Below are 19,600 nucleotides of genomic sequence, written 5' to 3'. Positions count from 1 at the left end.
TGGCCCGTTCCTTTCTGGCGTCTTTGTGTCCCGCGCTTTTTAGTCTTCTGACGCTTCCTCAGCCTTTTCTTTCTCTTTCTTCTCTTTTTCCCGTCTTTCTTTTCGCGATTCTTTCTCTTCGCTTTCGTCTTCCTCCGGCTCCTCTTTTTTCGGCATAATATACAGCTTGACCTTTTCAATCCGGCGATCTTTTACGGATTCAATGCGGAACACATAGTTTTCATACTCTACCACCCGTTCCTCATCCTCGTCCTCATCCGGAATTTCTCCCAGAATGTCGATGATAAAGCCGCCGATGGTTTCACTGTTTTCCGATTCCAGATCTGTTCCCAGTTCCTCGTTCAAATCATCCAGATCCGTAGCGCCGTCCACGATATAGGTATGATCGTCGATCTTCTCGATTTCCGGCTCTTCCTCGTCGTATTCGTCATCAATATCGCCCATGACCTCTTCCACAATGTCTTCCATGGTAACAATACCGGAAAAGCCTCCGTATTCGTCGATGAGGATCGCGATCTGCTGCCGGGTCTTCTGCAGCTCGTAAAAGAGGGCGTCAATATTTTTCGTCTCCGGCACAAAGAACGGTTTGCGGATAATGCTGGCAATGTCCACATTATCAAAGCCCTCCTCCCTTGCCTTGATCAGATAATCCTTGATGTTGAGAATTCCGATGATCTTATCACTGTCGTCATCGTAAACCGGGATCCGGGAGTAGCGCAGTTCCATCAGCTGATCGATATATTCTTCCATGGGATCGTTGATATCAATGGAGAACACTTCCGTTCTCGGCGTCATAATTTCATAGGCCAGCTTGTCGTCAAATTCAAAGATACTGTTGATCATCTTCTGTCCTTCTTCCTTCAGCACGCCGCTTTCCCGGCCCACCTCCAGCATAGACATCACTTCATCCTCGGAAAACTCCTCATCATCCATATCCACCTTCTGTCTTGTAAGCTTCAGCACCGCGTTGACCGAAGCGGAAAGAAACCATACGAAAGGTTTTGAGATAAACGCGATGGCGTTAATCGGACGAACCACAAACATGGCGATGCTTTCCGAATGTTGAAGCGCGAGTCTCTTCGGGTACAGTTCTCCCAGCACCAGGGTTACATAAGACAAGATTATGGTTACAACTACAACTGCCACTTCCGTTGCTACGGACTCGGCAATTCCGATGCGGATCAGCACGCCCGCCATCCGATCCGACAGACCTACCGCCGCCGCCGCGCTGGATAGAAATCCCGCCAGCGTAATAGCGATTTGGATCGTTGATAGAAAGGAATTAGAATCTTCCAAGAGTTTCTGCACAGCGGCGGCTTTTTTGTTTCCTTCCTGCGCCAGAACTTTAATTTTATTTTTATTGACAGAAACGACAGCCATTTCCGCGGCCGCGAAAAAGGCATTGATTAAAATTAAGACAAATAACAGTATAAATTGGACCGCTAACGGCGACCCGGGGTCAGAACCTGACATTCTTTATTGCTCCTTTCGTTTTCGTAACATAAAATTTTCCGAAACAGGACGTTCCATTTTAATCTGGAGAATCTGCTGCGGATGAGGCGCCGACTCGATGGGATTTCCTTCCTCATCTAAAAGCACCTCCAGTTTTTGAGAAAAATAATCTGTGTAAGGGCCGAACACTTCAATTTCCTCCCCTACGGTCATCTTATTCCTCTGTTCCACAACCGCCATCTTTGTATCCGGATCATAACTCCTGACTACGCCGATAAAGCTATACTCTCTCGTATATGCGCTGGTCTGGTAGTTCTGATCTTTGTTGGTCGGCTGATTAAAGTAAAATCCGGTTGTAAATTCCCGGTGGCTGACTTTTTTCAGTTCGCGCATCCATTCCTCCCGGAATACATAGCGCTGTGGATCTTCGTAATAAGCGTCAATGGCTTTCCGGTACGCGCCTACAATCGTCGCGACATAAAAGCTGCTTTTCATCCTTCCTTCGATCTTGGCAGAGGCTACCCCTGCGGATACCAACTCCGGAATGTGCTCAATCATGCACAGATCCCGGGAATTGAGAATATAGGTGCCGCGCTCGTCTTCCTCCACCGGGTAATATTCGCCCGGTCGCTGTTCTTCCACCAGAGCGTATTTCCAGCGGCAGGGATGGGCGCACTGTCCCCGGTTGGCGTCCCTCTCGATCATAAAATTGCTCAAAAGACATCTCCCGGAATAGGAAATACACATCGCCCCCTGCACGAAAGCCTCAAGCTCCATTTCCTCCGGCAGCTTTTGCCGCAGCAGACGGATTTCTTCAAAGGTCAGCTCTCTTGCCAAAACGATCCTTTTTACGCCCTGCTGCTGCCAGAACCGGGCCGTCTTATAATTGGTCATATTGGCCTGGGTGGAAAGGTGAATTTCCGCCTGAGGCATTACCTCCCGGATCATCAGCATAATACCTGGATCCGACACGATGAACGCGTCTATATCCAGGGCCTTGATTTTAATCAGATAATCCTCCAGAGGAAGAATATCCTCATTATGCGCAAAGATGTTCAGCGTCAGATAACAGCGGACATTCCGCGCGTGGGCGTAGGCAATCCCCTCCTCCATCTGCGGGATTGTCAGATTTCCCGCGCCTGCCCGCAGGCTGAACAGCTCGCCGCCAAAATAAACGGCGTCCGCTCCGTAATCCACGGCTGTTTTCAGTTTTTCCAAGTCTCCTGCCGGAGCGAGTAATTCTATTTTATCCATTCTATCCTTTCAAAATACTGATGGAAACCCCGTCCCCCACTGGGAGGATCGAAGTGTCCGCGATTTGTGTTTCCGACAGAAAAGCGAGGAATTCCCGCATTCTGCGGATACTGGTCCTGAATTTATTCTTTGGATCATATTCTTCGGAAACCGTCGTGCCTCTCATCAAAACATTATCACAAAGGATGATGGCTCCGGCGCCGCATAAAGGAACCGTTTTTTCCCAGAAGGTCCGGTAATGGCTCTTTGCCGCGTCGATAAAAACTAAATCGTAAGGTTCCGGAGCATTCCTGAAAAGTTCCCCGTCTAAAAGTTCCTGAGCCTTTCCCTGCAGAACCTGAATTCTTTCGTCCAGTCCCAGCCTACGAATATTGCTCCGCGCGCGCCGCTCCATCCCGGAATCGGATTCGATGGTTACAACCCGGCAGTTTTCACAGGCCAGGGCCATACAAGCTGCCGAATATCCGACCGCGGTGCCGATTTCCAGGATTCTGGATGGCCGTTTCAGCCGGATAAGGGAAAGGAGCAGCGTCTCCGTATCCCGCAGGATAATCGGAACATGCTCCCGTTCCGCGGCTTCCCGGATCGCCTCCAGTTCCCCATTCAGAGGCCGGTACAACCCGTTGATATAATCTGTAACTTTGTCATTTATAATATTCATGGATATTGCTTTAATACCATCTGTTTTCTTCTACGACTTTCTGATGTTCTTCGTAGGTTTTTGAATACAGAACGTCTCCGTCTTCCGTCGCGAAGAAAAACAGATAGTCATTTGGTTCATAATTGATACAGTCCTCCATAGTCCGTTCCGGCACCGCGCAGATTGGCCCTACCGGAAGTCCCTTGTACTTATACGTATTATATTTGGAGTCCACCTGTGTATCGGCAATTGAAACGTTTACGCCGGTTTTATCCAGCGCGTAGTTTACCGTAATGTCGCTCTGGAGCGCCATATTCTGATCCAGACGGTTTTTAAACACGCCCGCGATCATAGGACGGTCATCCTCAAAGAGGGATTCCCGCTCCACAATCGACGCGAAAGAGAGGAACTCATGAACGCTCATATCCAGTTTGTTGGAGATTTCATCCTTCAGTGGAGTCAGAACCTCATCGGTCTTGTCCAGCATGGAGGCGGTAATCTCCTCGATATCCGGATCTTCGCTGTCCAGGAAATACGTTTCCGGATAAAGATATCCTTCCAGCGGGTATTTAATGTCTTTATTCAAAATATCATCGGTCAGGAACCAGTACTGATCGATCAGCTTATTCAAATAATCGCGATCGGACCATTTTTCAAGAATTTCCTCCTCTGAAAGGCCGGATTCTTTGGCAATGGCCTCCGCAGCCTGCGGAATCGTAGCGCCCTCAATTACAGTGAACTTTGACTGGGAAATATATTTGGGGTTTCCCGTATTCATAGCGTCGAAGATTTCTGTCAGCGTCATGCTTTTGTTCAGAATATAGGTATTCGCCTGAATCTCTTCCGGCGAGGAAAGGCGGACAAAAATTTTCCCGCACATGGTATTGTTGACAAGCCCCGCCTCATCCAGCTGATTCAGAATCTGCAGCGCGCCGGTTCCCGGCTCAACCGTGATCTGAATTTTTTCCTTATTCCCCGGATCAGCCGCGGAAATGCCATGTACATAAAAAAACAATGCTCCGGCCAGAACAATCACTACCAGGAGCAGAATCAGAAGAAGCGTCTTCATTCCCCGCTTCTTTTTCTGGCTCGTTTCGCTCATTTAGTTTCCTTTCTTCTGCAATCGTTACTGGATACATACAAAGGGACGCTGCCACGTCCCTCTGCCTTCAGTGCCCTTATTTGGATCGTCCCAGATACTCTCCGGTTCTTGTGTCAATCTGGATGGTTTCGCCTTCTTCAATGAAAATAGGAACGTGAACGACCGCTCCGGTTTCCACGGTGGCGGCTTTGGTTACATTCGTAGCGGTGTCGCCTTTTACGCCCGGCTCCGTTTCGATAACCTTTAAGTCCACAAAGTTGGGAGCTTCCACAAGGAAGGCGTTTCCTTTATAAAATTTAATGGTTGCTTCATCATTTTCTCTCAGATATTTCATGGCGTCCTCTACCTGTTCGTAGGAAAGCGGAATCTGATCATAGGTTTCCGGATCCATGAAGTAGTAAAGTTCTCCGTCATTATAGAGGTACTGCATGGTCTTGGTTTCGATATGCGCCTTCGGGAACTTGTCGTTCGGATTGAACGCTTCTTCCCTGGTAGCTCCGGTAAGAATGTTCTTGTATTTAGTTCTTACAAAAGCGGCACCCTTTCCCGGCTTTACATGCTGAAAGTCTAAAACAACATGCGGCTCTCCGTTAATTTCAAATGTAATGCCTTTTTTAAAATCACCTGCGTAAATCATAAATTTCGACCTTTCTTATTATAGTATTATTAATTCTTTTTCAGACTTAGTTGTATTTATTATACCAAAGTCTGTTACGATTGCCAAGTCCTCAATGCGTACTCCGAATTTTCCCGGAAGATAAATACCCGGTTCGACGGTGACCGGCATGTATTCCGCCAGTACTTCCTCACTCTTTGTGTTCAGCGTCGGCGATTCGTGAACTTCCGTTCCCACTCCGTGACCGGTGCCGTGAATATAATACGCTCCATATCCGGCCTCTTCGATGATATCGCGGCATACCTTGTCTACGTCAAAACAGCGTACTCCCGCCTTTACCGCCTCAAGTCCCGCTTTCTGCGAACGCAGAACAATATCGTAGACTTCCATCTGCTCATCGGTAACCGCGCCCATGGCTACGGTTCTAGTCATATCGCCGCAGTAGCCTTCCACTACCGCCCCCATATCAATGGTCACCAGATCGCCTTCCTCAATGACCTTATCCGTAGGCTCTCCGTGGGGGAATTCCGTACGGCTTCCGGATACACAGATGGTAGGAAAAGACAGCCCTTCCGCGCCCAGCGCCAAAAGCACCCTCTCGATTTCGTCCGCTACCTGAATTTCCGTCATCCCCACCTTCATAAACTCCAGGATATGGGAGAAACAGATGTCTCCCATGGCTTCCGCCTTCATGATTTTTAAAAGTTCTTCCGGAGTCTTTATCATATTAGTTGCCATTTGCAGCATCACCGCCCATTCCTTTAATCCCCAGGTCGATTACTTCTGACAGAATCTGATATACATCATTGATCATCAGGGAAAATCGCATTTCACACTGCAAATATTCCGCTGCCAACGGGTCCTGCGCCAGGATGGTGTAAAGGCTCTGGATCTGCGCCATTGCCTCCTGATCCATCTGCTGTCCCATCATCTGTCCCGCCTGCAGGGCAAGCTGCTTGGATTTAAAGTCATTGAGACTCGCTTCCAACTGAGGATTTTCCTTTACTTTTTCTTTGATCGCCTGATACTGCTTGTACTCTTCCGATTCCCGAATCGCCTGAGTCAGCTTGTGGGCTTCATCATATACATTCATTTCTTATACCTCCAAAAATATCGGCAGAATGACCGGGCTTCTCATAGTCTTATTGTAAATAAAGGTTTTCAGCCCGTCTCTTACCGCGGTTTTCATCGCGTTCCAGTCTCGTACATTCTTCCTGCAGCACCGCTCCAGAATATCAGCGGCCAGATCGCAGGCTTCATCAATCAGCTTTTCGTTTTCACGCACATAGACAAATCCTCTGGATATAATATCCGGTCCGGAGGAAACCCGGTTGTTTGCCCGGTCGATGGCGGCAACCACGATGATCAGTCCGGATTCGGAAAGGAGCCTTCTGTCCCGCAGGACGATATTCCCCACATCTCCGACCCCAAGGCCGTCTACCATGACACCTTCCGCGTCGGCAACGCCTTTTACAATCTTCGCCTGTCTGCGGTTGACATCCAGTTCGTCTCCGTTTTCCAGGATGAAAATCCGATTTTCCGGCATACCCAGGGACTGAGCGATTTCCGCGTGCCGTTTCAGATGCCGGTATTCTCCGTGTACCGGCATGAAAAACTGCGGCCGGATCAGCGAATGCATCAGCTTCAGTTCTTCCTGGCAAGCATGACCGGATACGTGAGTATCGGCGATATCCGAATAAATGACCTCCGCTCCCTTTTCAAAGAGGCGGTTGACAACATTGGATACGGTTTTTTCATTTCCCGGTACCGGCGTTGACGAAAGGATTACCATGTCCCCTTTCTTTATTTTCACAGCCTTATGCTCCGAGGTTGCCATCCGCGCCAGAGCCGACATAGGCTCTCCCTGGCTTCCTGTGGTGATAATAACCAGTTCCTTGTCCGGGATGCTGCGGATCTTGTTAATGTCTACCAGTACGTTGGCGGGGATTTTAATGTATCCCAGCTGCTGTGCCAGTTCCACCACATTGACCATACTGCGGCCCGAAACCGCTACTTTTCGTTTGCACAGAACCGCGATGTCAATGATCTTCTGCAGTCTGTGAACATTGGAAGAAAAAGTAGCAATGATGATTCTCGTCTGGGAACGACGGAAAATTCCTTCCAGGGTGCGCCCTACCACCCGTTCTGATTCTGTGTAGCCTTTTCTCGTCGCGTTGGTGCTGTCTGCCATCATCAGCAGCACGCCCTTTGAGCCCAGCTCCGCCAGCCTGGCGAAGTCCAGGGTCTCGCCGTCTACCGGCGTATAGTCGATCTTAAAGTCGCCGGTGTGGAAAATCCGACCTGCCGGCGTATTGATGCACAGGCAGATAGAATCCGCGATAGAGTGGGTGATGCGGATGGTTTCCACTTCAAATACTCCGAGCCTGAATTTCTGTCCCGCTTTGATTGGATGAAGCCTTCCCTTCAGACCATGCTCCTTGAGTTTGTTTTCGATCAGACCCAGAGGAAAACGCGTTCCGTAAATCGGGACATTCAGTTCTTTCAGAAGATAAGGAATCGCCCCGATATGATCTTCGTGTCCGTGAGTGATAACCATTCCCTTGATCTTTTTGCGGTTCTGAATCAGATAGTCAAAATCCGGAATAACCATATCAATGCCGAACATATCGTCATCCGGAAAAGACAGACCGCAGTCGATAATCAGGATCTCATCCCTGTACTCTAAAACCGTCATGTTTTTTCCGATCTCTTTTAATCCGCCAAGTGGGATGATTTTAATCGGCGCCCCGCCCCGGTTATTGTTTTTATTCTGTTGTTTCGTTCTCATTTATTTTCGTTCTCTCTTCTTTCTTTTCGTTTTTCAAGAAAAGCTGAGAAATGTTATTTTACGACAATATTAACAAGTTTTCCTGGCACTGCAATTACTTTTACAACGTTCTTGCCGCTCGTTAATTTCTGTACTTTTTCATTTTCCATAGCCAGCTTTTCCAGTTCGTCTTTTCCAAGTCCTGCCGGTATATCCATCTTTTCTTTTACTTTTCCGTTAATCTGCACGACGATTTCAATGGTATCGCGCACCAGCGCGCTTTCGTCGCATACCGGCCAGGCTTCGCTATAGATAAAGGTGTCGTGTCCCAGATGCTCCCACATTTCTTCGCAGATATGAGGAGTAAACGGAGACAGTACCAGCACCAGGTTTTCGATCGCTGCCTTAAAGAGCCCCTGGTTGATGGTTCCTTCTTTGTATTTATACATTTCGTTTACCAGCTCCATAATCGAGCTGATGGCGGTATTAAAATTAAATCTTCCGCCCACATCATCGGATACCTTTTTGATGGTATAGTTCATAGCGTAGGCAAGCTCCTTATCCGCCTTGTTTTCCAACTTGTATTCCGCAGGCGCGTTTTTGCATTGTTCCGCGAATTCAAAGACCAGCCTGTGTACGCGGTTTAAGAAGCGGTAGCTTCCCTCTACGCCCTTGTCGGACCAATCCAGTTCCCTTTCCGGAGGAGCCGCGAACAAAATGAAAAGCCTCGCCGTGTCCGCGCCATATTTTTCAATGATTTCCGCTGGGCTTACGACGTTTCCGATGGATTTGGACATCTTCTTGCCATCTTTGATTACCATGCCCTGGGTCAGCAGGTTGATAAACGGTTCCTCGGTATTGACAAGTCCCAGATCGTAAAGAGCCATCTGGAAGAACCGGGCGTACATCAGATGCAGAATCGCGTGCTCCACGCCGCCGATGTACTGATCCACACTCATCCAGTATTTCACCTTGTCCAGATTAAAGGCTTCCTTGTCATTTTTAGCGTCGCAGTAGCGCAGAAAATACCAGGAAGAGTCCAGGAAGGTATCCATGGTATCCATTTCCCTTCTCGCAGGCTTTCCGCACTTCGGGCAGACCGCGTGGGCAAAGGTCTTGCTGGTGGTCAGCGGAGATTCACCCTTTCCGGTAAACTCTACGTCCGTCGGCAGCAGAACCGGAAGGTTTTCTTCTTTTTCCGGAACCCAGCCGCAGGAGTCGCAGTAGATCATCGGAATCGGAGTTCCCCAGTACCGCTGTCTGGAAATCAGCCAGTCGCGAAGGCGGTAATTAATGGACTTTTTGCCGATTCCCTTTTCCTCCAGATAATCGATGATTTTGACGATCGCTTCTTTGTTGTTCATGCCGGTAAACATTTCCGAGTTGATCATATTGCCTTCGGCAGCAAAGGCTTCTTTCAGGTTGTAAACGTCGATCTCCGGATCGTCCGTATCCACAACAGGAATGATATCCAGTCCGAACTTTTTGGCGAACTCAAAGTCTCTCTGGTCATGGGCCGGTACCGCCATAATGGCTCCCGTTCCGTAATCCATCAGAACATAGTCGGAAATATAGATCGGCACTTTCTTTCCGTTCACCGGATTGATCGCGTATCTTCCGATAAATTCACCGGTCTTTTCATTTGTCGTGGAAGTCCGTTCAATGTCGGTCATGTGCTGCACCCTATCCAGATACGCGGCCACTGCCGGCTCGTACTGTGTTCCCGCGGTCAGTTCCTTCACATACGGGTGCTCCGGCGCCAGAACCATGTAGGTTACCCCATAGAGGGTATCCGGGCGGGTTGTGAAAATATCCAGACCCTTGTCAAATCCCTCAATCTCAAAGGTGACTTCCGCGCCGATGCTCTTGCCGATCCAATTCTTCTGCATAGTCTTGACCTTGTCCGGCCAGCCCGGCAGCTTTTCCAGGTTGGAAAGCAGACGTTCGGCATAATCGGTAATTTTAAAGTACCACTGGGAAAGTTCTTTTTTCCCTACTTCCGCGCCGCAGCGTTCGCATTTTCCGTCTACTACCTGTTCGTTGGCAAGCACCGTCTGGCAGCTCGGACACCAGTTTACCGGGTTTTCCTTTTTATAGGCAAGGCCCTTGTTGTAAAACTGGATAAAGATCCACTGCATCCATTTGTAATAATCCGGGTGACAGGTAGCCACTTCCCGGTCCCAGTCATAGGAAAGCCCCAGCTCCGCCAGCTGATCCCGCATTTCGTTGATGTTGTTCCAGGTCCATTCGCTGGGAGCGGCGCCGTGCTTGATGGCAGCGTTTTCCGCGGGAAGGCCGAAAGAGTCCCATCCCATAGGATGCAGTACATTAAAACCCTTCATGGTTTTAAATCTGGCAATGACATCACCGATGGAATAGTTCCGCACATGCCCCATATGTAATTTTCCGGACGGGTATGGGAACATTTCCAGAACATAGTATTTTTCTTTGCTCTCATCTTCTGTTGTCTTGAAGATATCGGCATCCTTCCATTTTTTCTGCCATTTCTTTTCAATCTCAGCAAAATCGTATTTTTCTATCATCTTAATCCTCCAGGTTTAAAAATTCGCAGTCTCCCCAGACTTTTTCGATATTATATTTTTCCCGCATCTCGACGGTCAGCAGGTTTACAATAATATCACCGTAGTCCATCAATATCCAGCCGGAGGTCTTCTTTCCCTCAATGCTTTTTACAAAGACGCCCTCTTTTTCAAACTGCTCTTCCAGTTCGTCGCACAAAGTACCGACCTGCCGCTCGCTTCCGCCGGAAGCGAGTACCATATAATCGGCAAAGGCTGCCTTGCTGCCGATATGAATCGCTACAATATCTCTGGCTTTCTTGTTGTCCAGGACGTTTGCCGCAAAAAGTGCCATGTCCTTACAATCCATTTTTTTCTCCCTTCTTTTTTAAATCCTCTCGCGCTTTTATCGTATCTTCGTGGAGAAACAATCCCCTTTCTTCTATATACCGGATGGAACGTTCCATCGAAAGCAGACAGGCGTCATCCAGCGAGGTTTCCGCTCGTTTTCTTATCTCTTCCACCCCCGGATAATTCCTCCCCGGCTCGATAGCGTCGGCAAGATAAAGCACCTTTTCCAAAAGAGACATTCCTGCCCTTCCGGTGGTATGATACCTTACCGCGTTCAACAGATCCGGATCGGTAATACCGTAATCCCGTTTCATAATCTTTGCCGCAATCGGTCCGTGAGCCAGATTAGCGTTGTCCAGATAAACCGGATCCATCTCCAGCTGCCGTACGTACATATTCAGCACATCGACAGGCGTACTGCGGAACATATCGTGAAACAAGGCCGCGAGCTTTGCTTTTTCCCGATCGCATCCGTACTGCCCTGCCAGCTTCTGAGCCGTATGGACGACCCCGTATACATGTTTTCTGCGTTTCTCCGACAGATTCTTTTTAATATAAGTCTCAATAGAGTCCATGTTCTTCAATGTACCTTTCTACTGCTTCCGGAACCAGACCGGACAGACTCTTTCCTCCTTCCAGCCGATGCCGGATTTCGGTGGCGGAAATATCCCGCTTCCGGTTTTCGATTTTTACAATATCTGTATTATAGACGGTTTTAAGACGCTCTATACACTGGTCGAGTTCCGCGTCCCGGTACCCAGGACGTGAGCCTACCGCGAAGGAATAATTTCGGAGCATCTCTTCTGCGTGTTTCCAAGTGGAAACCTTCAAAAACGCGTCTGTTCCGGTGATAAAATACAGACAGGATTTTTTTTCCAGCCCTTCCTCCAAAACCATAGCCCGCAATGTTTTATAAGTGTAGGAAATACTATCATGCCGCAGCTCGTAGTCAGAGACCTCCAAGCCTTTTATCGGGGCTGCCGCAAGCTTCGCCATTTCCAGCCTGTAATTCCCTTCGGTTATCTGTTTATCTAATTTGAAAGGCTGCAGCCTGGCGGGAATGAGAATGACCTTAGCAAGCCCCGCCTGCTCCATGGCATCCTCCGCCAGACCAATATGTCCGTTGTGTATGGGATCAAAGGTCCCGCCTAAAATTCCGATTCGTTTCATTCCTCTGTCTTTTCAAGCCGGATTCCCAGTTCCGCCAGCTGCTCTTCGCTGACCGGCGAAGGCGCCTGGCTTACCATGCACTGAGCCGCCTGATTCTTTGGGAAGGCGATGACTTCCCGAATGCTGCTCTGGTGAGTCAGCAGCATTACCAGCCGGTCGAGGCCGTAAGCAAGTCCGCCGTGAGGCGGCGCGCCGTATTTGAAGGCTTCCACAAGGAACCCGAACTTTTCGTCAATTTCTTCCTGGGATAATCCCAGCACTCTGAACATTCTCTCCTGCAGATTCCGATCATGGATACGGATACTGCCTCCGCCCAGCTCCACGCCGTTTAACACAATGTCATAGGCCTGCGCCTTGACACTTCCGGGATCGCTTTCCAGCCGATCCAGATCCTCCGGATTCGGAGACGTAAACGGATGATGCTTCGCGTGATACTCGCCTGTTTCCTCATCGTACTCATAGAGTGGAAAGTCCACTACCCAGAGAAGGTTGTACTGGTGATCGTCTAAAAGTCCCATTTCCCCGGCAATGTGGCGGCGCAGGAATCCTAAGCTGTCGAAAACCACTTGTTTTTTATCAGAAATGATCAGAATCAGATCTCCTGCCTTCGCCTCAAAGACATTCGCGATCTTTCCCAGTTCTTCCGGGGAGAAGAACTTGTTTACGGAAGAAGCGATCTTATCTTCTTCTATCTTGATCCATACCATGCCTTTGGCGCCGTAACTTTTTACCGCTTCCGTCAGTTTGTCGATTTTCTTTCTCGTATACTGAGACGCGCCTCCGGTAATACAGATTCCCCGCACATCGCCTCCCGCCGCCAGGGCGTCGGTAAAGACTTTGAATTCGCATCCGGAAACAATATCGTTTAATTTCTTAAGCTCAAAGCCGAACCGGGTGTCCGGTTTATCGCTCCCGTAGCGTTCCATGGCTTCCTGATAGGAAATCCGCGGAAAGGGCGTTTCAATCTCAATGTTCATCAGTTCTTTAAAAACCCGTTTCAGAAAGCCTTCCTGAATCTCGATGACATCGTCCTGATCCACAAAGGACATTTCCAGGTCGATCTGCGTAAATTCCGGCTGCCGATCCGCGCGCAGATCCTCGTCACGGAAGCATTTTACGATCTGCATATACCGATCCGTACCCGCAACCATCAGCAGCTGCTTGTACATCTGCGGTGACTGAGGCAGCGCGTAAAAGCTTCCCGGGCTTACCCGGCTGGGAACCAGATAGTCTCTCGCCCCTTCCGGCGTGGATTTGATCATCATAGGCGTTTCCACTTCCGTAAATCCCTGGCTGTCAAAATAATCTCTCGCCAGCTTGGTCAGCTTGTGGCGGAAGGTCAGGTTCTGCTGCATTTTATGCTTTCTCAGATCCAGATACCGATATTTCAGACGCAGATTGTCATCTACGTTATCATCGTCTTTAATGTAAATCGGCGGCGTATCCGCTTCCGAGTAGATTACCAGATCCTCCGCGAACACTTCAATCCCGCCGGTAGCAAGATCCGGATTTTTGGATTCCCGCTCTTTTACGATCCCCTTTACTCCCACAACGTACTCGCTGCGCAGCCGGTCCGCCTTTTCAAACAGCTCCTGAGGAATTTTATCGTTGAACACAACCTGCACGATTCCGGTTTTATCCCGGATGTCGCAGAAAATCAGGCCTCCCAGGTTTCTTCTTTTCTGTACCCAGCCGTTCAGCACAACCTGTTCCTCAATGTTTTTTTCCGTCAGAACCCCGCACATGTGGGTCTTCTTGTAAATATCGCTCATTCTTGTCTCCTAATTTATCAGTTCCTGCAAAATATTGTCCATATCCACTTCCCTCTGCTCCGAGGTCGCCATATCCTTGATGGACACTTTCTTTTCCGCCAGCTCGTTTTCTCCGATTACAACGGTTTTCTTGGCGTGAATCCGGTTGGCGTATTTGAACTGTCCCTTGATATTTCGGGCAAGGGAGTCCATTTCCGCCCGCACGCCCTTCTGCCGCAGCTGGTGCAGCAGCTTAAGCCCGAAGGCCTTTGCTTCATCTCCCATGACCGCGATGAACACTTCCGTCGTGTCCGGCTCAGGAATCTCGATTCCGTTTGCCTCCATGGTAAGGAGCAGACGCTCGATTCCCAGACCGAATCCTACGCCGGGAATTGGCGGTCCTCCCAGCTCCTCCATCAAATGATCGTATCTGCCGCCTCCACAGACGGTTCCCTGTGCCCCGATACTGGTCGTAACAAATTCAAAGGCAGTCTTTGTATAATAATCCAGCCCTCTTACGATTCCCGGATTAACAACAAATTCAACCCCCATGCTGGTAAGATTTTTCTGAACCTGCTCAAAGGATTGTTTACAGTCATCGCACAGATAATCGATCATCAGCGGCGCGCCCTTTACAAGCTCCTGGCAGACCGGAGATTTACAATCCAAAATCCGCAGCGGATTTCTTTCATACCTGTCTTTGCAGGTGTCGCAGAGTTCATCGTATTTTGGACGCAGAAAATCCCGCAGAGCTTTTCTGTGAGCTTTCCTGCATTCCGGACATCCTACACTGTTGATTTGCAATTCCACGTTTTTGATCCCCAGTTCCTGCAGAAAATCGTTGGCAAGGCAGATGACTTCCGCGTCCGCGATCATATCGCTGGTGCCGAACACTTCCACGCCGAACTGGTGAAAGGCCCGCAGACGGCCGGACTGAGGCTTTTCATAACGGAAGCAAGGGGTGTTGTAATAATATTTGGTGGGCTGCACATCGGCATAGGCTTTGTGCTCCACAAAGGCGCGGGCTACCGGAGAAGTCCCTTCCGGTTTCAGTGTAATGCTTCTCTTTCCGTAGTCCTCAAAGGTATACATTTCCTTCTGTACAATATCGGTGGTATCGCCTACGCCTCTGGCGAACAGTTCCGTATGCTCAAAACTCGGGGTGCGGATTTCCGAAAATCCATACCTGCCGCAAAGATCCGCGAAGGCTTTTTCGACATAATGCCATTTGTACACCTGTGACGGTAATATATCCTTTGTACCTTTTGGTGCGCTCGTTAACATGATTTACCTCCTGAATAAATTCTTTCTCTTTCGCTCCAGCATTTCCTCAATGCGTTCTATATAAATCTCATAATTTGACACGTTCGGCACCCGCTCCAGCCGGTTTTCCCGCGGGTAATACACTTTTGTGATTCCTCCGGCGCCCAGGGCGATAATGCTCTGCGCCTCCTCCATAATGCGGACATTATACACGCTCATGGAATGATCCCGGCAGTATCCCAGATTTTCCGTACTTCCCGCCGTATGCTTCTGGCGGTACAGATAATAGGGGCGCCAGCCCTTTTCCGTAAGAAAGGCTCTTGCCTTTTCCAGCATTTCTTCGGTCTGCTCCTGAAACCGGTAATGAAAATGCTCATCCATCTCTTTCAGCCTGGAGGAACGTTTGACCGCCAGGGTGTGGAGAGTGATATTATCCGGCATAAGCTCCGCTGTCTTCCGCAGAGAGTCTTCGAAATCCTCTGTGGTTTCTCCCGGAAGGCCGGCAATCAGATCCATATTGATGAGAAAGCCGCCTGTTTTCCTCGCGGCCGTGAAGGCCCGCAGGGTATCCCGGGTACTGTGGGAACGTCCAATGGTTTCGAGGGTTTTATCGTGCATGGACTGCGGATTAATACTGATCCGATCCACGCCGAAGGAACGCAGGACTTCCAGCTTTTCCTGCGTCACCGTATCGGGTCTTCCCGCTTCCACAGTAAACTCCCGAAGCCGCGACAGATCAAAGTGGGTCCGGATCTGGGAAAGCAGCCTTTCCAGCTGTCCGGCGTCCAGGGAAGTAGGCGTTCCACCTCCTATGTAGATCGACTCCGCGAAAATCCCATCCCGGCGCATATTCCTCCCGACAAACGCGATTTCCGAAAACAGCGCCTCCAGATATCGCTCCATCTCTTCCGGATCTGCCTGATTTGACGTAAAGGAACAATAGAGACATCTGGTGGGGCAGAAAGGAATGCCGATATAGATTCCCGCCGATTTTTCCTCCGGAACCCCAAGCTCCCTTTGCTGATCGCGGTAAAGCCGCAGCAGAAGCTCTGTCTTTTTCTTGTTTACATAATATTTTTCTTGTAAATAGTTTTCCGCGGCCTCTTCGCTTCCCAGCTTCCGGCACAGCTCTCCAGCCAGTTTTACGGGACGGATGCCTGTGAGAATGCCCCACTTTGGCCGTAGTCCGGTCTGCTGGTTCAGATACTGGTAAATCTGCCGCTTGACCTCATCTTTATCGCCTTCTTCCCGGAAAATAACCGCGTCTTCCGGGATCTCCGCGTCGCTGTCCGTAAAGATCCGGTACCGGGAAGGAGGGAGAAACAGTTTAATCAGTTCCTCGTAAAGATTCCGATTTTTTACATTTTCCAGTTTAAGGGCGTACAAATGGGTTATTCTCCTTTTCATAGCCGATTGTGGTCGGTCCCATGTGGCCCGGCAGAACCTGGGTGTCATCCGGCAGGACATACAGCTTTGTGCGGATAGCCTCCGCCAGATCGTTAAAGGAGCATCCCGGGAAATCCGTTCTTCCGATGGAAGCGCAGAAGAGCGTATCGCCGCTGAATACGACATTGCCGGTCACGATGCACATACCCCCCGGAGAATGGCCCGGTGTATGAAGGAATTTCAGTTCCATGTTCCCCACCTGCAGCGTATCTCCATCGTTTACCGTAATGTCCGGGGTCAAGGTGACTGCCCCGCCCATCATAGTACTCATATTCGCTGCCGCGTCCGCCAGCATCGGCACTTCCGCGGCATCGGCGACCAGCTTTGCGTGAGGCAGCTCTTCCTTATGCTGCTTTACGCCTCCGATATGGTCACTGTGACCATGGGTCAGTATAATATATTCAATGTCAAGCCCTTCGCTTGCGATTCTCTGTGTCAGCTGCGGATTATATCCGCCCGGATCTACAATAAATCCTTTTTTCGTATCTTCGTCAAAGGCCAGATAGGTGTTTACTGCCAGCGGTCCGCTGGGCATATTGATGATCTTCATAAATCTCCTTCTCCTTAGAATGTTTTTTTGCTGTCCAGCAAAATGGTTACCGGACCATCGTTATAAATTCGAACGAGCATGTCTGCCTGAAAGACGCCGGCTTCCACAGGAAGTCCCTGCTGCTTCAGAAGCTCCATAAATTTCTGATACAGGCGATCCGCCTCCTCGGGAGGCGCCGCTTTCGTAAAGCTGGGGCGTTTGCCTTTTCGCACATCTCCCAGCAGCGTGAACTGGGAGATTGCCAGAATCTGTCCGCCTATATCCTGTACCGAACGATTCATCTTTCCGTCTTCATCCTCAAATACGCGGAGCCCTGCCACTTTTCCCGCGATGTATTCCGCGTCCGCGTCTATATCGTCCTCCGCCACTCCGAGAAGGACGACAAGTCCGTTCCGGATCGCGCCCGTTACGTTTCCGTCTACCGTGACATCTCCTTCTGTAACTCTCTGCACAACTGCTCTCATCTTTATACTCCTGCTTTTATATTTCCCGCTGATTTCTACGGCTTTGTCCGGAACACATCCGAAACGCCCGGTACGCTCCGCAGAGCCCGCAGAACCTTCTCGATCTGATCCCGGCTTGATATGGAAAGAGTCAGCGTGACATTGATGGTCTCATCTTTACTGCTCTTGGCGTTTACGCCATCAATATGCACGTCCATATCTTCACAGACTCTGGAGACCGCCGAGAAGAGTCCCTTTCTGTCTCTGGCGATCACGCTGACATCTGCCGTATAAGTCTGATCCAGCTTGTCCCCGTCCCAGCGCACCTGAATAAAGCGGGCTTTCTCTGATTCCGGAAGGGACGTAATATTCGGACAGTCGGTTCTGTGAACCGAAATTCCCCTGCCCTTTGTGATAAAGCCGATAATATCATCTCCCGGCACCGGGTTGCAGCACCTGGCAATGCGGATCATCAGATTATCCACGCCTTCCACAACGATCCCCGCGTTTTCTCTGCGCTTTCGATCTTCTTTTATCCTGCGCTCATCCGGTTCTTTGCTGGCGATCTGTTCGTGCTGTTCCCGTTCCATCTGTTCCTGCTTTTCTTCATTGTAATATTTGAAAAGCAGTGTCCCCACCTTGCTCTGGAAAGCGCCTCCATGGCTCAGCTGGCTGTAAAGTTCATCCTGGTTGTTCAGATTCAATTCCTTTACTGCCCGGTTGACAAAGGAATTTTTGAGGACATCTTTCGGCTCATATCCTTTTTTGCGGACATATTTGTCAATCGTATCCTTTCCCCGATCCACCGCGTCTGACTTATTCTCTTTTTTCAGCCACTGTCGGATCTTGTTTCTCGCCGTACTGCTCTTGGCGATTTTCAGCCAGTCAATGCTCGGACCCGCCGCGTTGGGGGAAGTGACGATCTCTACGATATTTCCGTTTTCCAGGGTATGGTCGATGGTCACCATTTTGCCGTTCACCTTGGCGCCTACACACTTGCAGCCGATATCCGAATGGATTTTAAAGGCAAAATCCAGCGGCGTGGATCCCGCGGGAAGCTCGATGACATCCCCCTGAGGGGTAAACACAAACACCTGGCTCGCGAAAAGATCGACTTTCAGAGTTTCCATAAACTCTTTGGGATCGTTCATATCCTTCTGCCATTCCAGCGTCTGCCTCAGCCACGCCAACTTGACCTCTTCTTTATCGTGAGTGATTCCCTCTTTGTATTTCCAATGGGCCGCGATACCGTATTCCGCGATTTTATGCATTTCATAGGTCCGGATCTGGATCTCGAAGGGGTTCCCTGTATCGCCGATTACCGTCGTATGCAGAGACTGGTACATATTCGGCTTGGGCATGGCGATATAGTCTTTAAAGCGGCCGGGAATCGGCGTCCACAGAGTATGGACAATTCCCAGCACCGCGTAGCAGTCCCGCACATTTTCTACGATAATGCGCACTGCCGTCAGATCAAAAATCTCATCCAGCTGTTTGTGCTGGTATTTCATTTTCTTATAAATGCTGTAAAAATGCTTGGAGCGTCCCATAATATCATAGTGGATATGCAGATCCTCCAGCGCTTCTTTAATTTCATCAATTACTTGGCGTATCGCGTCCTCCCGCTTTTCTTTTCGTTCGCTGACTTTCTCCACCAGCCCGTAATAGGCTTCCGGATCCAGGTATTTGAGAGCAATGTCCTCAAGTTCGAACTTCATGGCGTAGATTCCCAGCCGGGCAGCCAGAGGCGCGTAAATTTCCAGCGTCTCCTTGCATTTGTCGATCATCTTCTGCTCGGTCATGTAATTGATCGTCCGCATGTTGTGCAGGCGGTCAGCCAGCTTAATGATGAGCACACGAATATCCTTGGACATCGCAAGAAACATTTTTCGCAGATTTTCCGCCTGGCGCTGTTCTTTACTTTCGAATTTTAGAGACCCCAGTTTTGTGACGCCGTCCACCAGAAGTTCCACCTCTTCGCCGAATTCTTCTCTTAATTCTTCCGAAGTGTAAGGGGTGTCTTCCACAACATCATGCATCAATCCCGCGACAATGGTATCCTCGTCCATACCCAGGTCAGCAAGAATTTCCGCTACAGCCAGCGGATGAATCAAATAAGGTTCACCTGATTTTCTAAGCTGCCCTTCGTGCATTTCTTTTGCCTTGTCATAGGCCCTGCCGATCAACTCCAAATCATACTTCGGATTATAATCGGCAATGGTTTGTAAAAACTCTTCTCTGCTCTTCATGTACCGTCTTTTTTCCTCACAACATCA

General features: G+C 49.4%; 18 protein-coding genes. All 18 read right to left on the bottom strand.

What is annotated here, in order from left to right:
- Nucleotides 1-39 precede the first annotated feature (39 nt).
- The gene (locus H9L42_RS04860) at nt 40-1,473 is read right to left on the bottom strand and encodes a hemolysin family protein (RefSeq protein WP_187302260.1); all 1,434 of its coding nucleotides are present in this window, start codon (nt 1,471-1,473) and stop codon (nt 40-42) included.
- Nucleotides 1,474-1,476: 3 nt separating this feature from the next.
- Nucleotides 1,477-2,706 carry a peptidase U32 family protein gene (locus tag H9L42_RS04855; RefSeq protein WP_187302259.1) on the bottom strand — a complete coding sequence of 410 codons (1,230 nt, stop codon included), beginning with the start codon at nt 2,704-2,706 and terminating at the stop codon, nt 1,477-1,479.
- A 1-nt stretch (nt 2,707) separates the two neighbouring features.
- The gene (locus tag H9L42_RS04850) at nt 2,708-3,367 is read right to left on the bottom strand and encodes an O-methyltransferase (protein WP_187302258.1); all 660 of its coding nucleotides are present in this window, start codon (nt 3,365-3,367) and stop codon (nt 2,708-2,710) included.
- Nucleotides 3,368-3,377: 10 nt separating this feature from the next.
- The gene (mltG, locus tag H9L42_RS04845; protein WP_207734918.1) at nt 3,378-4,448 is read right to left on the bottom strand and encodes an endolytic transglycosylase MltG; all 1,071 of its coding nucleotides are present in this window, start codon (nt 4,446-4,448) and stop codon (nt 3,378-3,380) included.
- A gap of 76 nt (nt 4,449-4,524) precedes the next feature.
- Entirely contained in the window at nt 4,525-5,085 is a 561-nt protein-coding gene (efp, locus tag H9L42_RS04840; protein ID WP_187302257.1) for an elongation factor P, read from the bottom strand.
- An 18-nt stretch (nt 5,086-5,103) separates the two neighbouring features.
- Complete coding sequence (locus tag H9L42_RS04835) at nt 5,104-5,802, bottom strand: M24 family metallopeptidase (protein WP_187302256.1); 699 nt, start codon at nt 5,800-5,802, stop codon at nt 5,104-5,106.
- Entirely contained in the window at nt 5,792-6,157 is a 366-nt protein-coding gene (locus H9L42_RS04830) for a YlbF/YmcA family competence regulator (protein ID WP_187302255.1), read from the bottom strand. Before H9L42_RS04830 ends, H9L42_RS04835 begins: the two co-directional genes overlap by 11 nt.
- Nucleotides 6,158-6,160: 3 nt before the next feature.
- On the bottom strand, nt 6,161-7,852 hold the full coding sequence (locus H9L42_RS04825) for a ribonuclease J (RefSeq protein ID WP_187302254.1): 1,692 nt from the start codon (nt 7,850-7,852) through the stop codon (nt 6,161-6,163).
- A 53-nt stretch (nt 7,853-7,905) separates the two neighbouring features.
- Complete coding sequence (gene leuS / locus H9L42_RS04820) at nt 7,906-10,371, bottom strand: leucine--tRNA ligase (RefSeq protein ID WP_465270648.1); 2,466 nt, start codon at nt 10,369-10,371, stop codon at nt 7,906-7,908.
- 4 nt (nt 10,372-10,375) lie between these two features.
- Nucleotides 10,376-10,720 (bottom strand): ribosome silencing factor, encoded by a 345-nt coding sequence (gene rsfS, locus H9L42_RS04815; RefSeq protein WP_187302252.1) that lies wholly within the window; start codon nt 10,718-10,720, stop codon nt 10,376-10,378.
- A complete protein-coding gene (yqeK, locus tag H9L42_RS04810; RefSeq protein ID WP_187302413.1) occupies nt 10,710-11,276 on the bottom strand; it encodes a bis(5'-nucleosyl)-tetraphosphatase (symmetrical) YqeK in 567 nt (188 codons plus the stop codon). The genes rsfS and yqeK overlap by 11 nt, the downstream gene beginning before the upstream one ends.
- Nucleotides 11,263-11,871, bottom strand: a complete 609-nt coding sequence (gene nadD / locus H9L42_RS04805) for a nicotinate-nucleotide adenylyltransferase (RefSeq protein ID WP_187302251.1) — start codon at nt 11,869-11,871, stop codon at nt 11,263-11,265. Before nadD ends, yqeK begins: the two co-directional genes overlap by 14 nt.
- On the bottom strand, nt 11,868-13,643 hold the full coding sequence (aspS, locus tag H9L42_RS04800) for an aspartate--tRNA ligase (RefSeq protein ID WP_187302250.1): 1,776 nt from the start codon (nt 13,641-13,643) through the stop codon (nt 11,868-11,870). The genes nadD and aspS overlap by 4 nt, the downstream gene beginning before the upstream one ends.
- A gap of 9 nt (nt 13,644-13,652) precedes the next feature.
- A complete protein-coding gene (gene hisS, locus H9L42_RS04795) occupies nt 13,653-14,906 on the bottom strand; it encodes a histidine--tRNA ligase (RefSeq protein ID WP_187302249.1) in 1,254 nt (417 codons plus the stop codon).
- A 3-nt stretch (nt 14,907-14,909) separates the two neighbouring features.
- A complete protein-coding gene (gene hemZ, locus H9L42_RS04790) occupies nt 14,910-16,271 on the bottom strand; it encodes a coproporphyrinogen dehydrogenase HemZ (protein ID WP_187302248.1) in 1,362 nt (453 codons plus the stop codon).
- A complete protein-coding gene (locus H9L42_RS04785; protein ID WP_187302247.1) occupies nt 16,258-16,881 on the bottom strand; it encodes an MBL fold metallo-hydrolase in 624 nt (207 codons plus the stop codon). Before H9L42_RS04785 ends, hemZ begins: the two co-directional genes overlap by 14 nt.
- A gap of 14 nt (nt 16,882-16,895) precedes the next feature.
- The gene (gene dtd / locus H9L42_RS04780; RefSeq protein WP_187302246.1) at nt 16,896-17,345 is read right to left on the bottom strand and encodes a D-aminoacyl-tRNA deacylase; all 450 of its coding nucleotides are present in this window, start codon (nt 17,343-17,345) and stop codon (nt 16,896-16,898) included.
- A gap of 35 nt (nt 17,346-17,380) precedes the next feature.
- The gene (locus tag H9L42_RS04775; RefSeq protein WP_187302245.1) at nt 17,381-19,573 is read right to left on the bottom strand and encodes a RelA/SpoT family protein; all 2,193 of its coding nucleotides are present in this window, start codon (nt 19,571-19,573) and stop codon (nt 17,381-17,383) included.
- Nucleotides 19,574-19,600 lie beyond the last annotated feature (27 nt).

The sequence above is a fragment of the Zhenpiania hominis genome, from assembly GCF_014333425.1.
GTDB lineage: Bacteria > Bacillota > Clostridia > Peptostreptococcales > Anaerovoracaceae > Hominibacterium > Hominibacterium hominis.
The sequence above is the reverse complement of the archived record's forward strand: the minus strand, read 5'-3'. Positions and strand labels throughout refer to the sequence as shown.